Here is a 22,794-nt window from a genome sequence, read left to right as displayed (position 1 = left end):
CCTCACACCTCGAAGGGCTGTACGACGACGAAGTTGCCGGGGGCGCCGCGGAACTGGAGGTTCACGGCCTCGGTGGTCTGCCGGGCGTACCCGGAGCGGCGCAGCCTGAGCGAGGTCGTGGTGACCGCCTGGGCACCGGCGGACCAGGCGATGACGGCGTTGCCGTCGACGTAGGTGGCCGCGCCGACCGGGAGGACGACGGGCACACCGCGGGTCTTGACGGCGACCGCGCCGGTGCCGGAGAAGAGCATGCTGAAGAAGCCCCCGCCGGGCAGTCCCGCGCCCTCGATGCGGCGGACCTCGGTCTCCAGGGTCTCGTCGAAGGCCAGTACGCCCTGGGCGCTGGTGTAGAGCTGCTCGCCCTGGAGGCGGATCACGAAGACCCGGCTGGCCTCGTCGGCGAGGAACACCTCGCCGTTGCCGGTGCAGCGCATCAGGGACATGCCCTGGCCGGTGAGCGCGCCGGTGAGCTTGCCGAGCAGTCCCGAGCCCTTGTGGGCGAAGTCGATGTCGCCCTGGTAGGCGACCATGCTGCCCTGCTTGGCGAGGATGGGCGCGTCCTTGGTGAGGGTGGCCCGCACCAGGTTGGCGTTCTGCTCGGTCCAGCGGTCGCCGACGGGCGCTTCCGCGTACTTCGTCAGGACGACCCGGACATTCGCCTCCGGCGGCACGGGGGCGAGCTGGGTGCCGCCGCCGAAGGGCTGCGCCTGACCTGGGAACGCGCCGGGCGCTCCGGGGGGCGCGAACTGACCGGCGATGGCACCCGGAGGCGTGAACTGGCCGGCGGGTGCGCCGGGGGGCGCGTACTGGTTCGCTGGGGGTGCTCCGGGCGGCGCGTACTGGCCCGCCGGAGGTGCTCCGGGCGGGGTGAACGTCTGCCCGGGAGGGGTGAACGTCTGCGGGCTCGTCGGCGCGGCGGGCGCGGGCGACGGCGCGGCAGGAGTGGTCGGGGCCGGGGCGGGCGCCGGGGGCGCGCCGAACGAGGGCGCCGGGGCGGCCTGCGGGGGCGGGGCGAAGGCCGGCGCCTGGGACTGGGCGGGGACGCCGGCCTGGGGCGCGGCCTCGGGTGCGGACTCCTCCTCGGCGACCTCGCCGCCGAAGTTCCTCAGCAGCGCCTCCAGCCCGCCGTCGAAGCCCTGGCCGACCGCGGCGAACCGCCAGACGTCCTTCAGGTACAGGTCGCCCACCATCACGGCACGCTCGGTGGAGAACTCGCTGCCGTCGAACGAGTACCGGGCCACTTCCTCGCCGCCCGCGACGATCCGCAGGTAGCCGGGGGCGATCTGCGACATCTGGCCGTCGCCGTCGATCGTCGCCGTGAACGACAACTTTTGAATCTGTGACGGAATCTGATCGAGCGTGACCCGGAACGACTCCGTGTCGCCGGACTGCGCACCCAGAAGCTGGATGGAGTCCTCGGGGGACTTCGGCTGGTTGAAGAAGATGAAGTACCGGTCGTCGGAGAGCCGTTCCTCGGCGTCGAGGCCGAAGCAGCTGATGTCGAAGGTCAGTCCGGGGCCGGAGATCTGTACGCCCACGTACAGGTCCGTGCCCGCGGTCAGGTCACTGATCTTGGCCTTGTGGCCGCGTTGGAATTCCCTGGCCATGCGTAACGACCGTCCCCCATCCCGAATGCGAGTGCGTCGCGACAGGCTAACTGCAAAGTCCGACACCGGCGCAGGTCGGTACAGATCCGGTACAAAAACCCGTTCGGGTCGGTGGTCACTCTCCGCGCGTGGACGGCAGATGCGGCAACCGGTCCGCGGCGACCACGCCTTCCAGGTAGCCCTTGGCCCGCTCGGTGCGCGGATACGCCTCCAGCAGCCGCCAGAACCGGGGACCGTGACCGGGCACCAGCAGATGCGCGAGCTCGTGGAGCAGCACGTAGTCGACGACGTACTCCGGCATTCCCTGGAGCCGGTGCGACAGCCGGATGCTGCCCTCGGACGGGGTGCACGAGCCCCAGCGTGTGTTCTGGTTGGTGACCCAGCGCACCGAGGCGGGCCGTGCCCGGCCGTCGAAGTACTGCGCCGACAGCCGCCGGGCCCGCTCGGAGAGCTCGGCGTCGCCCAGCACCCGTTTGCTCTCCTGCGCGGCCAGCTTGTCGAGCATGACGCTGACCCAGCGCTGCTCCTCGGCCTCGGACATCCGGGCAGGGATGAGCACGACGGTGCGATCGCCCTCGCGGTACGCGGAGACCGTCCGGCGTCGACGGCTGCTCCTGCGCACCTCGATCGCGCTCGCCCCCGAGCCGCTCGGCGGCTGGCTCGTCGTGCTGCGCTGTGGCGTTCCGGCGCTGTGCAGTGGGTCGGCGGGCACGCCCCGACGTTACCCGCTGCACACGGGGGAAGTCCCGACTCCGGGACGGTTCGGTTCCGATCGCCCACCATGCGTCTGATTTGTACGACGAACAGCCCTCACCTGTGGACAACTTTCGGCACGTGTGGGCCGGGTCGGGGCATGCTGGCACCGCCGCCGGGACCGCGACCGACCATCGCCCGGCTCCGGCGGTGCACGGGGATGATCTACGAGGGTTACGGGGGCCTGTCATGGAAGCAGTGGTTCCGCCGGCACACACCATGGTTCCGCGGATGAAGCCCGCGCTGCGGCGCGGCTGGCGCGATCTCAACACCGTGCAGTTCGGGATGACCCCGGCGCACGCGATGACGCTGGGCCCGATGGACACGGCGACGGGCAGCTTCCTGGACCTGCTCAACGGCACGCGTGGCCTCGCGCTGCTGCGGGAGGAGGCACGCCGGATGGATCTCCCGGAGGGCCATGTCGACTCGCTGGTGGACCGGCTCGCCCGGGCCGGGCTCGTCGAGGACGCGAAGGGCGGCGGGCCGGCCGCGGATGCGCTGCGCGGCAAGAAGGAGGTCCTCGACCGGTTGGCGCCCGACCTGGCGTCCCTCTCCCTGACCACGTCGGAACCGGGCGACGCGATCAGGCTGCTGGCCGCCCGCGGGTCACTGCGCGTGCAGGTCAGGGGAGCCGGCCGCGTGGGCGTGGCGCTGGCGGCGGTGCTCTCGGGCGCCGGGGTGGGGGAGGTCGACGTGCGGGACTACGGCCGGGTCGAACCGGGGGACGTGGCCCCGGGCGGACTGCCCGCCGCGTCCGTCGGTGACCGCAGGGACACGGCCGCACGCCGGGCCGTGTCAGCGGCGGCTCCGGGCCGCCCGCCGCGCCGCGTCTCCCGGACCGCGACGGGAGCGGACGACCCCGGCTTCTCCCTGGTGATCCTCACCCCGCGGGACGATGTCGACGTGTACGCGCCCGCCCCGGCCGGCGCCGAACCCCTCGTTCGGTCCGGGACACCTCATCTGTACGCGGGAGTGGTCGAGGCGACGGGAGTGGTCGGCCCCTTCGTCCTTCCGGGCGAGACGGGCTGCGCGGGCTGTCTGCACGAGACGCGGACCGACCGGGACCGGGCCTGGCCCCGGCTGGTCACCCAGTGGCGCTCGGGCAGCAGGCCCACGCAGGCCCGCCCCTGCGACCTGGCGCTGGCCACGACCGTCGCGGGACTGGCGGCCGCACACGCCCTCGCCTTCCTGGACGGCCGGGTCCCGTCGAGCGCGGGTGCCCGCTGGGAGGTGTCGCTGCCCGGTCTGACCTGGCACGCGCGACCGGTGTGGCCGCATTCCGCATGCCCGTGCGGGGCCGCGGAGAAAGGTAAGGGAGAACACACCTCCAAGGAGGAGGCTGCACACGAGACAATGACGGTGCAAGGGTCGTCGGGAACGTCGTGCCGCAAGGCAACCGCACCACGGCCTGCTGGGACCTGGAGGGCGCATGTCTGATCTTCCCCGGAAGGCGGTCACCCGGACCGCCAAACTCGCCGCGCTCCCGCTCGGCTTCGCCGGACGGGCCACCTGGGGACTCGGCAAGCGGATCGTGGGCGAGTCCGCGGAGATCGTCGGCCGCGAACTGCAACAGCGCACCGCCGACCAGCTGTTCAAGGTGCTCGGGGAGCTCAAGGGCGGGGCCATGAAGTTCGGCCAGGCCCTGTCCGTCTTCGAGTCGGCGCTCCCCGAGGAGGTCGCCGGTCCCTACCGCGCCGCCCTGACCAAGCTCCAGGAGGCGGCACCTCCGATGCCCACCCGCACCGTGCACACGGTGCTCGAGGAGCGGCTGGGCGAGGACTGGCAGGAGCTGTTCGCCGAGTTCGACGACAGGCCCTCCGCGGCGGCGTCGATCGGCCAGGTGCACCGGGCCGTGTGGCACGACGGGCGCGAGGTGGCGGTCAAGGTCCAGTACCCGGGGGCCGGTGAGGCCCTGCTGTCCGACCTGAACCAACTGGGCCGCTTCGCCCGCCTGCTGGGGCCCCTCGTACCCGGCATCGACATCAAGCCCCTCATCAACGAGTTGCGCGACCGGGTCTCGGAGGAACTCGACTACGGTCTGGAGGCCCAGGCCCAGCAGACCCACGCCGAGGAGTTCGCCGACGACCCGGACGTCGTGGTGCCGGCGGTGGTCCACCAGAGCGAGCAGGTCCTGATCACGGAGTGGATCGACGGCGTCCCGCTGTCGGAGGTGATCGCCGACGGCACCCAGGAGCAGCGCGACCGCGCCGGCCAGCTCCTGGCCCGCTTCCTCTTCTCCGGCCCCGCCCGCACCGGTCTGCTGCACGCCGACCCGCACCCCGGCAACTTCCGTCTCCTGCCCGGCGGCCCCGACGGCGAGGACGACTGGCGCCTGGGCGTCCTGGACTTCGGCACGGTCGACCGGCTCCCCGGCGGTCTGCCGGACACCATCGGCACGTCCCTGCGCATGACGCTGGACGGCGACGCCGAGGCGGTCTACGAACTCCTGCGCACCGAGGGCTTCGTCAAGGACTCGATAGAGCTGGACCCGGACGCCGTCCTCGACTACCTCCTGCCGATCATCGAACCGGCGGTGGTCGAGGAGTTCACCTTCACCCGCGGCTGGATGCGCAGCCAGGCCGCCCGGATCGCCGACCCGCGCTCCCCCGCCCACCAGCTGGGCAAACAGCTCAACCTCCCCCCGGCCTACCTGCTGATCCACCGGGTGACCCTGAGCACCATCGGTGTCCTGTGCCAGCTGGGCGCCGCGGTCCGCCTGCGCGAGGAACTGGAGGAGTGGCTCCCGGGGTTCCTGCCGGAGGACGAGAGCGGCGAGGAGGAGTCGGCCGCGGAGGCGTGACGCCCGACCCGTCCTACCACCAGGCCGAGTCGAGCCTCCCCTCGATGGACCGGAGGTTCTCCCGGGAGCAGGTGTCGCAGAAGTACTGGCGGACGCCGTTCTCCACGGAGCAGGTCCAGGTGGGCACGCGACCCTCGGCCCGCGTGCCGCAGCGGGCACACACGAGGGGCTCCGTCTCGCTGTCGCCACCGTCCCCGGGAACACTCGTCACCCTTCGACGATAAGCCGGGTCGCGGCTTCGGTGCGGACAACGCACCGCGGGGGCCGGTCCGTTCGGACGGACCGGCCCCCGCGGGGGTACTACCGGGTCGGATTACTGCATGACGGCCATGGCGAGCGCACGGCGAGCACGCAGGGAGGCGCGCTCGGCCCGGCGCTGCATCCGGCGGGCACTCGCCAGGCGGATCGCCCGGCGTTCCTGCTCAGCCTCATGCAGCCGGTCGTGCATATGCGCACGAGCCAGGGCTTCTGGGATGAGTTGCATCTCTCGGGTCCTGTTCTGACGCGAGTCGATCGCGCCGGTGGTGGTGAAGTCTGGGATCGCGGAGCCTGCGGGCTCGCTGGTGGACGGCTTCATCGGGGCCTGCTTCTTGGGGTCGTTCGTGAGGGGGCGGTCGATCGTTCCTGCGATGGTGTTCATGCCGTGACCGGGTTCTTGCGCGGGCGACCACGCGGCCGCTTCCGGGCTACGACAACACCCTGGACGAACAGCTCGCCACCCCAGACGCCCCAGGGCTCACGCCGCTCCTTGGCGCCGGCGAGGCAGGCCTCCATCAGCGGGCAGGTGCGGCAGAGGGACTTGGCGTACTCGACGTCGGCCGGCGACTCGGCGAAGAAGACCTCCGGGTCGTAGGAACGGCAGGGGACGGGTACGCCGAGGTTCTCGATGGCGTCGTCGAGCGCGGTGAGCGCCGTGAGCGGGATCAAGGTGGAGTCCTCCGTGAGGCCGGGCGGGGGGATCGTTTCGGAAGGCGGTACGGACGGGGCGTGCGCTTCGAGTTGCACGGTTCGTCTTCCTCGTCTGTCGGTCCGGCCCTGTTGGACCGGTAGTCGGCTTGGTACCGGGTTCTTTTCTTGTCCCGAGGCCCCTTCGCTCCGCTCTCCCCGTTCGGGGAAAACAGAAGGGCCGCGGATCCCGGATGGGGTTCCGCGGCCCTGAAGGCGCCGGCCTGATCGATGATCAGGCTGGATCACTCCAGGGTTCTGGCCCACGGAAGGCCCACATCAGGTGGTGCTGCGTCGTCTGCTTCCGGAATCCGGCACCGGCCGCCGCAAAGGCATAGGCATGGGCCTGTGCCACTACTGCATCCAGTGCCTTGGTCGGTCGCTCATTGCGCTCACGGACGGGAAGGACCGCGAGAGACAGGGCGGACGCCGGACGCGCGGCAGGAATGCCGGACAGACCGGTGCCCAGGTTCGAGACGCCGAGCATGCACATGGAGACGACCGAGCGATCGGTCATTTTGGCGGTGTTGACGGCCTTGCTGCTGTTGATGCTGATCACTTCAATCGCCTCCTCTCGGCGTCTAAGGGGACCGCGGCGCGAGCCACTGTCCGACGGATATGCAAGTAGAACACGGAATCGGGGCCTCCGAGAAGGCCTCCGTCCCCGTGGCTAAGAACCTATGGGGATTCCCGGGGCATGCGCAAACTATTTTTCCGACGAGTTCGGATCAGTCCTCGTCTTCTTCCTGCGCGACCTCCTGGCCTGCGCAGATGGCCAGCACATCGGCTCCGTAACGGTTCAGCTTGCGCAGGCCGACGCCCGGGATCCGGGTCAGTTCCTGCTCGTCGTCGGGGACGGCCTCGGCGATCGCCATCAGCGTCTTGTCGGTGAAGACGCAGAAGGCGGGCTGTCCGCTGCGCTCCGCCTGCACGGCCCGCCACTCACGCAGCCGCTCGTAGAGCCCCTCGTCCATGTCGGAGGGACAGTCCTCGCAACGCATCAGCTTCATCTCGCCCGCGTCGGTGAGCGTGCGCCCGCAGACCCGACAGCGCGCCGGGGTGCGCCGGGTGCGTCTGGGGGCGGCGGCCGCGGGGGTCGTGAAGCCGCGCTCCACACCTCCGGGCCCGCCCGCGGCGGCGCGCCCCGCGGTGGCGGTGGAACCGGGGCGCAGTCCGTCGAGAAAGCGGCTGGGACGGCGGTTGGGGCGGCCACCGGGCGACCGGGAGAGCGACCAGGAGACGTGGAGGCGCTCACGGGCGCGGGTGACGCCGACATAGAGGAGCCGGCGCTCCTCCTCGATCTGCTCGTCGGTCTTGGCGTAGGTGATCGGCATCATGCCCTCGGCGACCCCGACCAGGAACACGGCGTCCCACTCCAGGCCCTTGGCGGAGTGCAGGGAGGCCAGGGTGACGCCCTCGACGGTCGGGGCGTGCTGGGCGCCGGCCCGCTCGTCGAGTTCGGCCACGAGGTCGTTGAGGGTGGCGCCGGGGCGGGCGGCGGCGAAGTCCTGCGCGAGGTTCACCAGGGCGGCCAGTGACTCCCAGCGCTCTCTGACGGCACCGGAGCCGGCCGGCGGTTCGCTGGTCCACCCCTCGCCCGACAGCACGGCTCGCACCTGGGAGGGCAGGTCGACGGCGTCGTCCAGCCGGGAGTCGTTGCCGCCGAAGCGGGCCGAGCCCCGGAGGTTGACGATGGCCCTGCGGACCTCGGGCCGGTCGAAGAACCGCTCGGCACCGCGCAGCTGGTAGGGCACTCCGGCGTCGGCCAGGGCCTGTTCGTAGGTCTCGGACTGGGAGTTGGTGCGGAACAGGATCGCGATCTCGCTGGCCCGCACGCCGGCGTCCATGAGGTCCCGGATGCGCCGGGCGGCACCCTCGGCCTCGGCGGGCTCGTCGGTGTACTCGGTGTAGACGGGCTCGGGGCCCGGCCGGCGCTGGGAGATCAGTTCCAGCCGGTGGTCGGCGGCGCGGCCGCGGGCCTGGGCGAGCAGACCGTTGGCGAGGTGGACGACCTGGGGCGTGGAGCGGTAGTCGCGGACCAGCTTGACGACGGTGGCCCCGGGGTGGCGGGTGCGGAAGTCGAGCAGATGGTCGGGAGTTGCTCCTGTGAAGGAGTAGATCGTCTGGCTGGCGTCGCCGACCACGCACAGGCTGTCCCGCCGTCCGAGCCACAGTTCCAGCAGGCGCTGCTGGAGGGGGCTGACGTCCTGGTACTCGTCGACGACGAAGTGCTGGTACTGGGAACGGACCTGGTCGGCGATGTCCTGCCGGTCCTGGAGGATGGCGACGGTCAGCAGCAGCACGTCCTCGAAGTCGATGACGGACCGCTCGCGCTTGAGGTCTTCGTAGGCGGCGTAGAGCTGGGCGATCTCGGCGGCGGCACGGGGCGTCTCGCGGCCGGCCTTCGCGGCTGCGAGGGCGTAGTCGGCGGGCACGGTCTGGGTGACCTTGGACCACTCGATCTCGCCGGTGACGTCCCGCAGTTCGCCCCGGTCGAGGCGGACGCGGCAGGCGGCGGCCGCGTCGGCGACGAGCTGGATCTTGCGGTCGACGAGCCGGGGCATGGACCCGCCGACGGCTTTCGGCCAGAAGTACTGGAGCTGGCGCAGGGCGGCCGAGTGGAACGTGCGCGCCTGGACGCCCGACGCCCCGAGCTGGCGCAGTCGGCCGCGCATCTCCCCGGCGGCCCGGTTGGTGAAGGTGACGGCCAACACGCTGGAGGGCTGGAGGATCCCGGCCCGCACCCCGTAGGCGATGCGATGGGTGATGGCCCGCGTCTTGCCGGTGCCGGCGCCCGCCAGCACGCACACCGGCCCGTGCAGCGAGGTGGCCACCTCGCGCTGCTCGGGGTCGAGCCCTTCGAGCACGGCGTCGGCCGAGTCCGGTGTGCGCGGGAAGAGCGTGGAATGCGTTGCTGCTGTCACACGGCCATGCTGCCAGGTCGGCGGAGACGGGTGAGCCGGTTGTCCACAGGCAACCAGCCGCAGTCGTACTAATGCGGCAGGCGTCACCTCGCCGGGTATCCGGGGCCGGGAATTGCGCCCCGGTCCCTTACGTTCCCCTACAGGACGAGCTCTTCCCCGAGTCACCGAAGGAGCGCGCGAGACATGCAGGGCACTGTGACGATGTACAGCACCACCTGGTGCGGTTACTGCCAGCGGCTGAAGAAGCAGCTGGACCGCGAGGGCATCGCGTACACCGAGATCAACATCGAGCAGGACCCGGCGTCCGCGGCGTTCGTGGAGAAGGCGAACGGCGGCAACCAGACGGTTCCGACCGTGCTGTTCGGAGACGGTTCGACCCTGACGAACCCGTCGCTGGCACAGGTCAAGCAGAAGATCGGCGCGTAGTCCGCACCGCGGACGTGCTGTCCGGAAGGCGGTCCCTGAGGCGCTTCAGGGGCCGCCTTCCGTTGTTCACGCGCCGATGACGCGGCTGCCTCAGACGAAGCTCCTCGTCGGCAGCGGCTTGCCGTACCAGAGTTCGATCAGTCGGGCCGCGATCGAGATGCCGTACGGCGGGAGGACCTCGCCGGACTCGAAGGCGGTCTGGAGTTCGTCGCGGGAGAACCAGCGGGCCTCGTGGATCTCGTCACCGTCGACATTGATGTCGGTGGAGGTGGCGCGGGCCATGAAGCCGAGCATGAGGCTGGAGGGGAACGGCCAGGGCTGGCTGGCGACGTACTCGACCGGGCCGACAGTGATGCCGGCCTCCTCGAAGACCTCGCGCCGCACCGACTGCTCGATGGACTCGCCCGGCTCGACGAACCCGGCCAGCGTCGAGAAGCGGCCCTCCGGCCAGTGCACCTGGCGGCCCAGCAGAATGCGGTCCTGGTCGTCGGTGACGGCCATGATCACGGCCGGGTCGGTGCGCGGGTAGTGCTCGGCGCCGCAGGCGGGGCAGCGGCGGATGTGGCCGGCCGCTGCGATGACCGTGCGCTCGCCGCAGCGCGAGCAGAAGCGGTGGGTGCGCTGCCAGTTCTCCAGCCCGACCGCGTGCACCATCAGGCCCGCCTCACGCGCGGACAGCAGCAGACCCGCCTCGCGCAGTCCCGCAGGGCGCGCGGACTGGTCGATGCGACCGGGCAGGGCGTCCTTCTGGAGGGCGAAGTAGCGCACGCCCTCCTCGTCGATGCCGAGGAAGTAGCGGTGCGCTTCGGTGAGCGGGGCCTCGAAGGCCGGGGTCATGACGAGTTCGGTACGGCCGTCCGCCGTCTCGTCTATCAGGACCTGACCGCCGGAGACCACGAAGCAGCGGGTCGTGGGGTGGCTCCACGCCGCCGCGAGCCAGGCCTCGTCGAGCCGGTGGTGCGCGGCGCGGTCGATGCCACTGGGGGCGGTGAGCGAGACGGGACGGTCGGCGGTGTGGTCGGTCCAGGTGGTCACGGGTGCTTCCAACTCCCCCGGTGCAGCGGATTGTTTCGGCGGGCGGTTCGGCGGGACGTACGACGCGGGACGCTCAGGGCGCATGGCTGAAGTTCTCGGCGAGGTCACCCCACAGGTACGCGGAGGTCTCGACGCCCTTGAGGAGCAGGTCGAGCTCGACCTTTTCGTTCGGCGCGTGCCAGCCGTCGGAGGGGACGGAGATGCCGAGGAACAGCACGGGTGCGCCGAGGACTTCCTGGAGGTCGGCGGCGGGGCCCGAGCCGCCCTCACGGGTGAAGCGGACCGGCTGGTCGAAGGCGCGGGCCATGGCCCGTACGACGGACTGGAGGGCCGGGTGGTCCAGCGGGGTCAGACACGGGCGCGTGCCGGCGCCGAAGGTGATCTCCGGGCGGATCCCGGCGGGCACCTGTGCCGTGGCCCAGTCGCGGACGGCCTTCTCGATGTGGTCGGGGTCCTGGCCGGCGACCAGCCGGAAGGAGATCTTGACCATCGCGGAGGACGGGACGATCGTCTTGCTGCCGGGGCCCTGGTAGCCGCCGCCGATGCCGTTGACCTCGGCGGTGGGGCGGGCCCAGACGCGCTCCAGGGTGGTGTGTCCGGCCTCTCCGAGGGTGGCGTACGACTTGGCGGTGCGCAGCCACCGCTCCTCGTCGAAGGGCAGCTCGGCGAAGAGCTCCCGCTCACGGTCGGTGAGTTCGACGATGCCGTCGTAGAAGCCGGGGATCGCCACACGCGTGTGCTCGTCGTGCAGGGCGGCGACGAGGCGGGCGACGGCGGTGGCCGGGTTGGGGACGGCGCCGCCGAAGGAGCCGGAGTGGATGTCCTGGTCGGGGCCGTGCAGGACGATCTCGCACTCGGCGAGGCCGCGCATGCCCGTGCAGACCGTGGGGGTGTTCTCGTCCCACATGCCGGTGTCGGAGACGATCACCGCGTCGGCGGCGAGCCGCTCCTCACGCTCCTCGACGAGGGCGCGGAAGTGCGGGGAGCCGGACTCCTCCTCGCCCTCGATCAGCAGCTTCAGGTGCACGGCCGGGGCGGTGCGGCCGGTGGCCGCGAGGTGGGCGCGGACGCCGAGGGTGTGGAAGAAGACCTGGCCCTTGTCGTCGGCGGCCCCGCGCGCGTAGAGGCGGTTGTCCCGGACGACCGGCTCGAAGGGGTCGCTGTCCCAGCCGTCCTCGCGGGCGGCGGGCTGGACGTCGTGATGGCCGTAGACGAGGACCGTGGGCGCCGCGGGGTCCTGTGCGGGCCACTCGGCGAAGACGGCGGGCGCGCCCGGGGTCTCCCAGACCTCGGCCGTGGGGAAACCGGTCTCCCTGAGCTTGGCGGCGAGCCAGTCGGCGCTGCGGCGTACATCGGGTCCGTGGTCGGGCTGGGCGGAGACGGACGGGATGCGCAGCCATTCGGCGAGGTCGTCGAGGAAGGCGGCGCGGTGCTGCTCGATGTACGTACGGACGGCGCTGTCCGGGGTCTGGCTCATGGTCATGAGCCTATCGGCCCGCACCGACATCCTCGTTGGGCGGTTCCTCACAGTTTGCTGGTGCGGAACCGCCCGGTTCCTGGGTCAGAAGCCGTTCCAGCGCGGCCCGGCCGGGCAGGTTCCGGGGGCGGACGACGTCTCCGGTGCGGACGTACAGGAAGGCGGCCGTGACCGATTCCACAGGCACCCCCTGCCGCTCGGCCCAGGCCAGCCGGTACACGGCGAGCTGGAGGGGGTCGGCGGTGCGGGTGCGGCTGGTCTTCCAGTCGACGATCTCGTACCTCGTCGTCTCCCCGTCGGTGTGGCGGTAGACGGCGTCGATACGGCCCCGGACCACGCGGCCGGCGATGGCGAGCTGGAAGGGCGTCTCGAGGCGGTAGGGGGTGCGGTGGGCGTACTCGCTGCGTTCGAAGGCGTCCTTGAGGGCTTCCAGGTCGCGCTCGTCGGCGATCTCGGCGTCGCCGCCGGGGAGGTCGTCGGGCTCCAGCATGGGCAGGGTCAGCGCTTCGAAGCGGGCCTCGACCCAGGCGTGGAAGCGGGTGCCTTGACGTGCGGCGGGTTGTGGCGGGCGCGGCATGGGGCGCGCGAGTTCCTGCGCGAGCCCGTCCGGGTCGGCGGCCAGCCGCAGCACCTGGGACGCGGTGAGCGACGCGGGCAGGGGTACGTCGGTCACGGCTTCCCGCGCGCGCAGGAGCTCGCCGGTGAGGGCGTCGAGGTCGCGGTCCCAGGAGGCGATGGTGCGGGCTTCCTCGGGGGTGAGGGGCTGTCGTTCCAGGGGGTGCGGGCGGGCCGGTGCGGTGGGGGCTCCCGGCGTGGGCCGGCGTGGGGCCGGGGGTGCTTCCGGAGCCGTGGCCTGGTGCGGGACGGCCGGGCGCTCCGTGGTCCAGCTGTCCCAGTCGGACGCGCTGTCCTGCTCGACGACGTCCTCGTAGGGCACCTCGTCGTCGTCCGGCGGCGGAGGCCAGTCCGGGTCGTCGTAGGTGTCGGGATCGTGTACGGCCGCGGGATGCGGGTCCGTGTGGTCGGCGAGGGCATCCAGGTGGTCCAGGACCGTCTGCGCGGCCGCCCGGCGTCGGGCGAGGGCCTTGTCGTCCAGGGGCAGGGGCCAGACCTGGTCCTCGGTCCGGCTGTGCAGCGCCGGGTTCTCCTCGTCCTCGGCGGGCTCGTCGGCCCAGGCCTCGATCTCGCCGTGGCCGGCCGCGCAGTGGTCGTAGAGGTCCTGGAGGAAGTCGGACGGTCCCCTGGGCTTCTTCTGCGTCGGCCCCCACCAGTGGCCGGAGCCGAGGAGGAGGGAGCGGGGGCGGGTGAAGGTGACGTAGCCGAGGCGGAGCTCCTCGGTGTGCTGGTGGTCCTTCATGGCCTCATGGAAGGCCTTCATGCCGCGCGAGTCCCAGGAGGCGATGTCGGGCAGGGTCTCGGCGTCGCCGCGCAGGGCGTGCGGCAGCACCTTGCTCTGCGCGGTCCACTTCTCGCGGCCCTTGGCGCTGGGGAAGGTGTCGGTGACCAGGCCGGGGACGGCGACCACGTCCCACTCCAGGCCCTTGGACTTGTGCGCGGTGAGGACCTTGACGGTGTTCTCGCCGCCCGGCAGGGCGTTGTCGAGGCCCTTCTCGTACTGGGCCGCGGTGCGCAGGAAGGCGAGGAAGGCGAGCAGGGTCGCCTCGTTGTCACCCGCCGCGAAGGAGGCGGCGATGTCGAGGAAGTTGGACAGGGTCTCGCGGCGGCGGGCGGCCAACGCGTGCGGCGACGCCGACAGTTCGACCTCCAGGCCGGTGACGGCGAGGACGCGGTGCAGGACGTCCATCAGGGGGTCGGCGAGCGAGCGGCGCAGGTCGCGCAGTTCGGCGGCCAGGCGGGCGAACCGCACGCGCGCGTCCGGCGAGAAGGGCAGCCCGTCGTCGTCCTCGTCGCTGTGGAGGGGTGTCTCCAGGAAGGTCTCCAGGGCGTCGGCGAGCGATATCACCTCGGCCGGGTCGACCCCCTCGACGGCCTCGGCGAGCCGGCGGTCGGGGTCGTCGTCGCCGTCCACGCGCGCGTAGGACACCAGGCGCCGGGCGCGCCGCCCGAGGAGGGCGAGGTCGCGCGGGCCGATGCGCCAGCGCGGGCCGGTCAGCAACCGGACCAGGGCCGCGTTGGCGCCGGGGTCCTGGAGGACTTCGCAGACGGCGACCAGGTCGGCGACCTCGGGCAGGTGCAGCAGGCCCGAGAGGCCCACCACCTCCACCGGGACGTCCCGCTCGACCAACGCGCCCTGGATCTCGGCGAAGTCGGTGGCCGTGCGGCACAGGACGGCGATCTCGCCGGGCTCCTTCCCGGTCCGTACGAGATGGGCGATGGAGTCGGCGAGCCAGTCGATCTCCTCCGCGTGGGTCGGCAGGAGGGCGCAGCGCACCATGCCGTCGCGTTCGGCGCCCGGGGCCGGGCGGAGGGCCTCCACGCCCGCGTGCATGGCGCGCAGGGGCTCGGCGAGGCCGTTGGCGAGGTCGAGGAGGCGGCCGCCGCTGCGGCGGTTCTCGCTGAGCGCCTGGCGGGTGGCGGGCCGGCCGTCGGGGTGGGCGAAGTGCTCGGGGAAGTCGTCGAGGTTGGCGACGGAGGCGCCGCGCCAGCCGTAGATGGCCTGGCAGGGGTCGCCGACGGCGGTGACCGGGTGGCCGGTGCCGCCGCCGAACAGGCCCGCCAGCAGGACGCGTTGGGCGACCGAGGTGTCCTGGTACTCGTCGAGGAGCACCACCTTGAACTCCTCGCGCAGGACGCGGCCCACCTCGGGGATGCCCGCGAGGCGTGCCGACAGGGCGATCTGGTCGCCGAAGTCGAGGAGGTCGCGTTCGCGTTTGGCGGCGCGGTAGCGGACGACCAGGTCGGCGAGTTCGCGGCGGGCGGCGGCCGCCTCGGGGACCTTGCGCAGGGTGTCGTTGGTGAGTTTGGCGGCCTGGAGGGTCAGCAGCAGTTCGGCGTCGTACGCCCGCACCTGCTCGGGGCGTACGAGGTGCTCGGAGAGTTCGGCGTCGAGGGTGAGCAGGTCGCTGACCAGGTCGGCGAAGGAGCGGGTCAGGGCGGGATAGGGGCCGGGGGCTTCGCGCAGCACGCGCGCGGCGAGCTGGTAGCGGGTGGCGTCGGCGAGGAGGCGGGAGGTCGGTTCGAGGCCGATGCGCAGCCCGTGGTCGGTCAGCAGGCGGCCCGCGAAGGCGTGGTAGGTGGAGATCACGGGCTCGCCCGGGGGGTTGTCCGGGTCGATGACGTCGGGGTCGGTGACGCCCGCCCTGATGAGCGCCTTGCGGACGCGCTCGGCGAGTTCACCGGCGGCCTTGTTGGTGAAGGTGAGGCCGAGGACCTGTTCGGGGGCGACCTGGCCGGTGCCGACCAGCCAGACCACGCGGGCCGCCATCACCGTCGTCTTGCCCGAGCCGGCACCGGCCACGATCACCTGCGGGGCGGGCGGCGCGGTGATGCAGGCCGTCTGCTCCGGGGTGAACGGGATCCCGAGGAGCTCCTTGAGCTGATCGGGATCGGTGATACGGGCGGCCATGTCGGAGAGGCTAGCGGCGTGCACTGACAACGGAGGACGAATCGCCCCCCGGTCCGGAAGATACGCAGGTCAGCGCACGTGGTGCGACTGATCACACCCGCGCGTTCCGCTCACTCCACGACGTGCCGTCCCTCCGGCTGCGCGCTGCACGAGGCCCGGAACGCGCAGTGGGAGCAGTGCTGTCCCGCGCTCGGCGTGAACCGTTCGTCGAGGACCTTGCCGGCCGCCGTGGCGAGCAGGTCGCCGACCCACTCCCCCTCCAGCGGTTCCTGGGCCTGCACCTTGGGCAGGGTCTCGCCGCCGTCCCGCTTGGGCGCGCCCTGGCGCAGCTGGACGAGTTCGGCGCCGCCCGGTTCGGGCCGTACGCCGTCGAAGGCCTCGTCCACGGCGCCCTCGCGCACGGCGAGCTGGTAGACGGCGAGCTGGGGGTGGCGTTCCACCTCGGCCGAACTCACCGGCTGCTTGCCGGTCTTGAAGTCGACGACGTAGGCGCGGCCCTCGCCGTCGGCCTCCACGCGGTCCATCTGGCCGCGGATGCGCACCTCGACCTCGCCCGCCTCCAGGGTGACGTCGAAGTCGTGCTCGCTGGCCACCGGGGTGCGGCCGGTGCGGTCCATGACGTGCCACTTCAGGAAGCGTTCGAGCGCCACGCGCGCGTGCTCCTTCTCCTGCGCCGACTTCCAGGGCGCGTCGAAGGCGAGCGCGTTCCACACGGAGTCCAGGCGCTCCATGAGGACGTCGAGGTCGGCGGGGGTGTGTCCGGAGGCGACCTCGTCGGCGAGGACGTGCACGACGTTGCCGAAGCCCTGGGCGACGGTCGCGGGTGCGTCGGCCTTCACCTCGCGGCCCAGGAACCATTGCAGGGCGCAGGTGTTGGCGAGCTGGTCCAGTGCGCTGCCGGAGAGCACGACGGGCTGGTCGCGGTTGCGCAGCGGCACCTTGGACTCGGTCGGCTCGAACATGCCCCACCAGCGGTAGGGGTGGGCCGAGGGGACGAGCGGGCGGCCGTCGTCGTCGGCGAGGGCGGCGAGCCGGGCCAGGCGCCTCGCGGCGGCCTCCCTGAGGGTGTCCGAGACCCGCGGGTCGACGGTCGTGGCGCGGAGTTCGGCGACCAGGGCGGCGACCGACAGGGGCCGGCGGGGGCGGCCGGTGACGTCCTTGGGCTCGACGCCGAGTTCGGTCAGGAAGCGGGAGGGCTGGTCGCCGTCGTCGGCCGGTGCCTTGACCGCGGTGACGACCAGGCGCTCACGCGCGCGTGTGGCGGCGACGTAGAACAGGCGGCGTTCCTCGGCGAGCAGGGCGCCAGGGGTGAGCGGTTCGGCGAGTCCGTCGCGGCCGATGCGGTCGGCCTCCAGGAGGGAGCCCCGGCGGCGCAGGTCGGGCCACAGGCCCTCCTGGACGCCCGCGACGACGACCAGGCGCCACTCCAGGCCCTTGGAGCGGTGCGCGGTCATCAGGCGGACCGCGTCGGGGCGTACGGCACGCCGGGTGAGGGTGTCGGCGGCGATGTCCTCGGCGTCGATCTCCTCCAGGAAGTTCAGGGCGCCCCGGCCGCCGGTGCGCTCCTCCGCGCGCGCGGCCGTCGCGAACAGCGCGCACACGGCGTCGAGATCACGGTCCGCGTTGCGCCCCGCCGCCCCGCCGCGCCTGGCCGCCCGCTCCAGGCGACCGGGCCACGGTGTGCCCTCCCAGAGGTCCCACAGCGCCTCCTCGGCACTGCCGCCGTTCGCGAGGCGCTGACGGGCCTTGCCGAGCAGCGCGCCGAGCCGCTGCGCCCCGCGCGCGTACGCGGGGTCGTGCACGGCCAGCCGCTCTGGCTCGGCGAGGGCCCGCGCGAGCAGCTCGTCCGAGGGCGGCGGCAGGGCGTTGCCGGCGGCCCGCTCCTCGTCCCGCAGGGCCCGCCCTAGGCGGCGCAGGTCGGCGGCGTCCATGCCGGCGAGGGGGGAGGCGAGGAGGGTGAGGGCGGTCTCTGTGTCGAGCCAGGAGGCGACGGACGGCTGCGGCTCGGTGGCCGACGGCTGCGGCTCTGTGACCGACGGCTGCGGCTCGGTGGCTGTCGGCTGCGACTCCGTGACCGACGGCTGCGGCTCGGTGGCTGTCGGCTGCGACTCCGTGACCGACGGCTGCGGCTCGGTGGCTGTCGGCTGCGGCTCTGTGGGCGACGGCTGCTCCCCTGAGACAGCGTCCGCGTCCGCCGGTTGCTCCTCGGACACGGCGGCCGCCTCCGACAGCTGCTCCTCGGAGACGGCCTCCCCCTCCGGCAGCGGTTCCTCGGAAGCCGCGCCCTCGTCGGTCCGCGCCGCTTCCGGTCGTACGACGCCCTCCGCCGCCTCCGCCATGGCCACCGCCCGCAGGGCGGTCAACAGGGGCGCCACCGCCGGTTCGTGCCGCAGTGCGAGGTCGTCGCCGTCGATGTCGAGGGGCACTCCGGCCGCCGTGAGCGCGCGCCGCACCGTCGGGATCGTGCGGGACCCCGCGCGGACCAGAACCGCCATCTCGCCCCAGGGCACGCCGTCCTCCAGGTGCGCCCGGCGCAGGATGTCCGCGATGTTGTCCAGCTCGGTGCCGGACGTGGGGTAGGTGTACACCTCCACGCGCCCCCCGTCCCGGACCGGGGCGAGCTCCCGATGGGCGCGGACCTTCTCGGCCGGCAGCCGGGTCAGCGGCATCCGCTGGGTCACCAGGCGGGTCGCGGCCAGCAGGTCGGCGCCGGAGCGGCGGGAGGTGCGCAGGACCTCCACGGGTGCGGGACGGCCGTCCGCGCGCGGGAAGGCGTACGGGAAGTCGAGGATGCCGTTCACGTCGGCGCCGCGGAAGGCGTAGATCGACTGGTCGGGGTCGCCGAAGGCGACGAGGGTGCGGCCGCCGCCGGCGAGGGCGTCGAGCAGCCGTACCTGGGCCGGATCGGTGTCCTGGTACTCGTCGACGAACACGGCGTCGTACTGCGCGGCGAGCTGCCCGGCGACCTCGGGGCGGCGGGCGAGGAGCACCGCGCGGTGGACCAGTTCGGCGTAGTCGAGGACGCCCTGGAGGTCGAGGACGTCGAGGTACTCGGCGAGGAAGGCGGCCGCGGCCCGCCAGTCGGGGCGGCCGATGCGGCGGGCGAAGGCGTCCAGGGCGCCGGGGCCGAGGCCCAGTTCGCGGCTGCGGGCCAGCACCGCGCGGACCTCGTCGGCGAAGCCGCGAGTGGTCAGGCAGGCGCGCAGTTCGTCCGGCCAGCGCACGTGCGCGAGGCCGAGCCGCTCCAGGTCGGGCTGTCCGGCGAGCAGTTCGCGGACGGCGACGTCCTGTTCGGGTCCGGACAGCAGCCGCAGCGGCTCCACGAACAGGTCGCTGTCCTGGTGGGCGCGGACCAGGGCGTAGCAGAAGGAATGGAAGGTGGTCGCCTGGGGCGCGCGCGCCGCTCCTATGCGCAGCGCCATGCGGTCGCGCAGTTCGACGGCCGCCTTGCGGCTGAACGTCAGCACGAGCACGCGCGCGGGGTCGCCTCCGCGGGCGATTCGTGAGGCCACCGACTCGACGAGGGTGGTGGTCTTGCCGGTGCCCGGACCTGCGAGGACGAGCAAAGGACCGCTCTTGTGCTCAACCACGGCGCGCTGTGCGGCGTCCAGTAGAGGGGGATCCACTCGGGCCGGCGGGGTACGAACCAGTCGGTAAGCGCCACGGGCCCCCTGTCGCACCGGGGAGTGCGACAGGCGCCTGGTGGAGGAAGAGGAGCTCACGTGGTTCGCCGGTCCTGGTGGGTGTGCTGTTGGGCGGCCCGCCGCGCGTGGAGGGCGGTGGACGGGGGGTGAGGGGGACGCGTGCAGCCGACGCTACGCCGACGAGTGGAGCGGAAGCAGGGCTTCCCCTTCTTCCCTCGGACCACTCACGACACCGCCGCCCCGTGCGTCCCACTCCTCACGAACGTACGCCATGCCTCGGACATGCCCCGCTTCCCCCGTACGGGTCTCGGGGTGTCCCCGGGCCCGCACGATGGCGGAAGCTGTCAGGTGTGACCCTCCGCGCGTTCGTCACCGTCCCAGCGCGCCCGTCTCATGTCGAGACGCGGCAGATGGCCCTCGGCGGCCCTGCTCGCCTCCTTCAGGGGCGTGCCCTCCGCGCGGTAGCGGCCGAGCGCCTCCAGCTCGTGACCGGGCAGCAGGACGCCGTCCGCGCGCACGACACGCCACCACGGCACCGGCGAGCCGTACAGGGCCATGACCCGGCCCACCTGGCGGGGCCCTCCCTCCTCCAGCCACTCGGCGACGTCGCCGTACGTCATGACACGCCCGGGCGGGATGCGTTCGGCGACGTCGAGGACCCGCTCGGCGTACTCCGGCAGGGTGTCCGCGTACTCCGGGTGGGCGTCCCGAGGAAGGCTCTGCTCGCTCATCCGCCCCATCCTGCCCCACCCCACCGACAATGTGACGGGCCCGCGACCGTGCGTATTCCTCGCCCGGGAAGGGCGCTTCGGGCAGACTGTGCGCCCCCGCAGGTGCACCCTGACATCCCCGTGTGTCGGTGGGGCATGCCACCATCGTGCGGGCGGTGACTGGTGATACGAGATCAAGAAGAGACGATGAAGCCACAGGGTGTGCACCCGGAGGATGCCGAGAGCACCTCTGTCGCCTCGTCGCGCCCTGACGCCGCCGACGCGGACGACCAGACCGCCGACGCGGACACCGCGGAGGTGCACGCCGACGAGGTGGAGGGCGACGAGCCGCTGCTCCCCGCGCGCGTGCACCGGCCCTCCGACCTCATGCGGCTGCTGGTCGGCGTGCTGGCCGTCGTCGTCCTGCTGGCGATCGCCGCGTTCGCGCACGGCACCACCTCGGGTCTCGAACAGGACATCAACAAGGGCACCGGACAGGCGCCCGACCTGCTCATCAAGATCGCCGGTCTCGCCTCCAGCATCGCGATCCTCCTGGTCCCGGTCGCGTTCGCGATCGAACGGCTGATCAAGCGTGACGGACTGCGGATCGCCGACGGCGTGCTCGCCGCGGTCCTCGCCCACGGGGTGACGCTCGCCACCGACCTGTGGGTCGCCAAGGCCGCCCCGGACTCCATCCAGGAGGCGCTCACCCAGCCCTCCCCCGGCGACATCCACGCCCTCACGGATCCCGTGCACGGCTATCTGGCGCCTGTCATCGCCTATATGACGGCCGTCGGCATGTCCCGCAGGCCGCGCTGGCGGGCGGTTCTGTGGATCGTGCTGATGCTCGACGCGTTCTCGATGCTCGTCACCGGCTACACCACACCGTTCTCGATCATCCTGACGGTGCTGATCGGCTGGACGGTCGCCTACGGCACGCTCTACGCGGTCGGCTCGCCCAATGTCCGGCCCACCGGGCAGACCCTGATGGCGGGCCTGCGGACCGTCGGCTTCCACCCGGTCAGCGCGGCCCGCGAGGAGGCCCCGGAGACCGCCGAGAACGGCGACCGCGGCCGGCGCTACTTCGTCACCCTGGAGGACGGCCCGCCGCTGGACGTCACCGTGGTCGACCGCGAGCAGCAGGCGCAGGGCTTCTTCTACCGGGTCTGGCGCAACCTCACGCTGCGCGGCTTCGCCACCCGCAGCAGCCTCCAGTCGCTGCGCCAGGCCCTGGAGCAGGAGGCCCTGCTCGCCTACGCCGCCATCGCGGCCGGCGCCAACGCGCCCAAGCTGATCGCCACCTCCGAACTCGGCCCCGACGCCGTGATGCTCGTCTACGAGCACACCGGCGGACGCACGCTGGAATCGCTGGCCGAGGACGAGATCACCGACGAGTTGCTGCGCAACACCTGGCGCCAGGTGAAGGCGCTCCAGTCGCGGCGCATCGCGCACCGCAGGCTCGCCGGTGACGCGATCTTGGTGGATCGTTCCGGCGCGGTGATCCTCACCGACCTGCGCGGCGGCGAGATCGCGGCCAGCACCCTGCTGCTGCGCATGGACGTCGCCCAGTTGGTGACGACCCTGGGGCTGCTCGCGGGCGCGGAACGCGCGGTCGCCTCCGGGGTCGAGGTCCTCGGTCCCGACGCCGTCGCCGACTGCCTGCCGATGCTCCAGCCGATCGCGCTGACCCGCTCCACGCGCGCGACGCTGCGCAGACTCGCCCGGGAGCGGGCCCAGCGCGAGCGCGAGGCGGTCCTGGAGGCGTCCCGGCAGGCCAAGCAGGCCCACCTGGACGAGGGGCCGCAGGACTCCAGGCCCGTACTGGAAAAGCCCGACAAGAAGGCCGTACGCGCGGAGGCGCGGGCCGAGAAGCGGGCCATCGACGAGGCCCTGGAGGAGGCCCGCGAGGAGGATCTGCTGAGCCAGATCCGCCATGAGGTCCTGCTGATCAGGCCGCAGGCGCCGGTCGAGCCGGCCCGTCTGGAGCGGGTCAAGCCGCGCACCCTGATCAGCGTCATCGCGGGCGCCATCGGCGCGTACTTCCTGCTGACGCAGCTCACCCACATCGAGTTCGGGCCGCTCATCGAGAACGCCGAGTGGGGCTGGGTCGCCGCGGCCGTGCTGTTCTCGGCGTGCAGCTACTTCGCCGCGGCCATGTCGCTGCTGGGCTTCGTGCCCGAGCGGGTGGGGTTCCTGCGGACGGTCGCGGCCCAGGTCGCCGGTTCGTTCGTGAAGATCGTCGCGCCGGCCGCGGTGGGCGGTGTCGCGCTCAACACGCGCTTCCTGCAACGCCAGGGGGTGCGGCCCGGGCTCGCGGTCGCGAGCGTCGGCGCCTCGCAGCTCTTCGGGCTCGGCTGCCACATCCTGATGCTGCTGTCCTTCGGCTATCTGACCGGGACCGAGAAGACGCCGTCGCTGTCGCCGTCCCGGACGGTCATCGCGGGTCTGCTGACGGTCGCGGTGCTCGTGCTCGTGGTCACCTCGGTGCCGTTCCTCAGGAAATTCGTCGTCACGCGCGTGAGGTCGCTGTTCGCGGGTGTCGTGCCGCGCATGCTGGACGTGCTCCAGCGACCGCAGAAGCTGGTCACCGGCATCGGCGGCATGCTGCTGCTGACGGCCTGCTTCGTGATGTGCCTGGACGCCTCCATCCGCGCCTTCGGCCAGGAGGGCACGTCACTGAGCATCGCCAGCGTCGCCGTCGTCTTCCTCGCCGGCAACGCCCTCGGGTCGGCCGCCCCGACCCCGGGTGGCGTGGGCGCCGTCGAGGCGACCCTGACGGTCGGTCTGATCGCCGTGGGACTGCCCAAGGAGGTCGCCGCCCCGGCCGTCCTGCTGTTCCGTCTGCTGACGCTCTGGCTGCCGGTGCTGCCGGGCTGGCTGGCCTTCAACCACCTGTCCCGCAAGGGCGCGCTGTAACGCTGCGGGGCGTACCCCTTACGGCGCGCGC

General features: G+C 72.4%; 16 protein-coding genes. 4 read left to right on the top strand and 12 right to left on the bottom strand.

All coding sequences use genetic code 11. The annotated features are described in order from the left end of the window. Positions 1–2: 2 nt before the first annotated feature. Together AC2XR2_RS29510 and AC2XR2_RS29505 are read right to left on the bottom strand one after the other, a co-directional pair. Positions 3–1,607 carry a TerD family protein gene (locus tag AC2XR2_RS29510; RefSeq protein ID WP_491516732.1) on the bottom strand — a complete coding sequence of 535 codons (1,605 nt, stop codon included), beginning with the start codon at positions 1,605–1,607 and terminating at the stop codon, positions 3–5. A gap of 115 nt (positions 1,608–1,722) precedes the next feature. Further along, positions 1,723–2,319, bottom strand: coding sequence for a M48 metallopeptidase family protein (locus AC2XR2_RS29505; RefSeq protein ID WP_449349730.1), 597 nt, complete (start codon positions 2,317–2,319; stop codon positions 1,723–1,725). A gap of 260 nt (positions 2,320–2,579) precedes the next feature. Between AC2XR2_RS29505 and AC2XR2_RS29500 the strand changes: the two genes are divergently transcribed. Then, the gene (locus AC2XR2_RS29500; protein ID WP_381300446.1) at positions 2,580–3,797 is read left to right on the top strand and encodes a TOMM precursor leader peptide-binding protein; all 1,218 of its coding nucleotides are present in this window, start codon (positions 2,580–2,582) and stop codon (positions 3,795–3,797) included. Beyond that, positions 3,790–5,160, top strand: coding sequence for an ABC1 kinase family protein (locus AC2XR2_RS29495; RefSeq protein ID WP_491516731.1), 1,371 nt, complete (start codon positions 3,790–3,792; stop codon positions 5,158–5,160). Before AC2XR2_RS29500 ends, AC2XR2_RS29495 begins: the two co-directional genes overlap by 8 nt. Positions 5,161–5,173: 13 nt before the next feature. On the opposite strand, the gene AC2XR2_RS29490 is transcribed toward AC2XR2_RS29495, so the two are convergent. The 5 genes from AC2XR2_RS29490 to AC2XR2_RS29470 form a co-directional block, all read right to left on the bottom strand. Continuing rightward, entirely contained in the window at positions 5,174–5,371 is a 198-nt protein-coding gene (locus AC2XR2_RS29490; protein WP_491516730.1) for a hypothetical protein, read from the bottom strand. A gap of 102 nt (positions 5,372–5,473) precedes the next feature. Next, a complete protein-coding gene (locus AC2XR2_RS29485) occupies positions 5,474–5,800 on the bottom strand; it encodes a putative WhiB-interacting protein (RefSeq protein ID WP_381306683.1) in 327 nt (108 codons plus the stop codon). Beyond that, positions 5,797–6,165 carry a WhiB family transcriptional regulator gene (locus AC2XR2_RS29480; RefSeq protein WP_020119791.1) on the bottom strand — a complete coding sequence of 123 codons (369 nt, stop codon included), beginning with the start codon at positions 6,163–6,165 and terminating at the stop codon, positions 5,797–5,799. Before AC2XR2_RS29480 ends, AC2XR2_RS29485 begins: the two co-directional genes overlap by 4 nt. Before the next feature lie 175 nt (positions 6,166–6,340). Then, positions 6,341–6,664, bottom strand: coding sequence for a hypothetical protein (locus AC2XR2_RS29475; protein WP_491516729.1), 324 nt, complete (start codon positions 6,662–6,664; stop codon positions 6,341–6,343). Positions 6,665–6,833: 169 nt separating this feature from the next. Continuing rightward, complete coding sequence (locus tag AC2XR2_RS29470) at positions 6,834–9,029, bottom strand: ATP-dependent DNA helicase UvrD2 (RefSeq protein ID WP_491516728.1); 2,196 nt, start codon at positions 9,027–9,029, stop codon at positions 6,834–6,836. A 183-nt stretch (positions 9,030–9,212) separates the two neighbouring features. Here AC2XR2_RS29470 and AC2XR2_RS29465 point away from each other — a divergent pair, with 183 nt between their 5' ends. Next, a complete protein-coding gene (locus AC2XR2_RS29465) occupies positions 9,213–9,455 on the top strand; it encodes a mycoredoxin (protein WP_123762935.1) in 243 nt (80 codons plus the stop codon). Positions 9,456–9,545: 90 nt separating this feature from the next. On the opposite strand, the gene nudC is transcribed toward AC2XR2_RS29465, so the two are convergent. The 5 genes from nudC to AC2XR2_RS29440 all read right to left on the bottom strand — a co-directional run bounded on the left by nudC (position 9,546) and on the right by AC2XR2_RS29440 (position 19,868). Continuing rightward, the gene (gene nudC, locus AC2XR2_RS29460; RefSeq protein ID WP_381306691.1) at positions 9,546–10,490 is read right to left on the bottom strand and encodes an NAD(+) diphosphatase; all 945 of its coding nucleotides are present in this window, start codon (positions 10,488–10,490) and stop codon (positions 9,546–9,548) included. Positions 10,491–10,563: 73 nt separating this feature from the next. Further along, positions 10,564–11,967: a dipeptidase gene (locus AC2XR2_RS29455; RefSeq protein WP_449349735.1), complete on the bottom strand. Its 1,404-nt coding sequence runs from the start codon at positions 11,965–11,967 to the stop codon at positions 10,564–10,566. A 10-nt stretch (positions 11,968–11,977) separates the two neighbouring features. Then, the gene (locus AC2XR2_RS29450) at positions 11,978–15,493 is read right to left on the bottom strand and encodes an ATP-dependent helicase (protein WP_491516727.1); all 3,516 of its coding nucleotides are present in this window, start codon (positions 15,491–15,493) and stop codon (positions 11,978–11,980) included. 110 nt (positions 15,494–15,603) lie between these two features. Then, positions 15,604–19,215, bottom strand: a complete 3,612-nt coding sequence (locus tag AC2XR2_RS29445; RefSeq protein ID WP_491516726.1) for an ATP-dependent helicase — start codon at positions 19,213–19,215, stop codon at positions 15,604–15,606. A 266-nt stretch (positions 19,216–19,481) separates the two neighbouring features. Beyond that, positions 19,482–19,868 (bottom strand): MGMT family protein, encoded by a 387-nt coding sequence (locus AC2XR2_RS29440; protein ID WP_330264574.1) that lies wholly within the window; start codon positions 19,866–19,868, stop codon positions 19,482–19,484. A 186-nt stretch (positions 19,869–20,054) separates the two neighbouring features. Between AC2XR2_RS29440 and AC2XR2_RS29435 the strand changes: the two genes are divergently transcribed. Next, entirely contained in the window at positions 20,055–22,763 is a 2,709-nt protein-coding gene (locus AC2XR2_RS29435) for a lysylphosphatidylglycerol synthase transmembrane domain-containing protein (RefSeq protein ID WP_449349737.1), read from the top strand. Positions 22,764–22,794: the final 31 nt, after the last annotated feature.

Source organism: Streptomyces sp. LS-MS-L19 (assembly GCF_058382285.1).
Note: the sequence above shows the minus strand (reverse complement) of the source record. Positions and strands in the feature narration are given on the sequence as shown.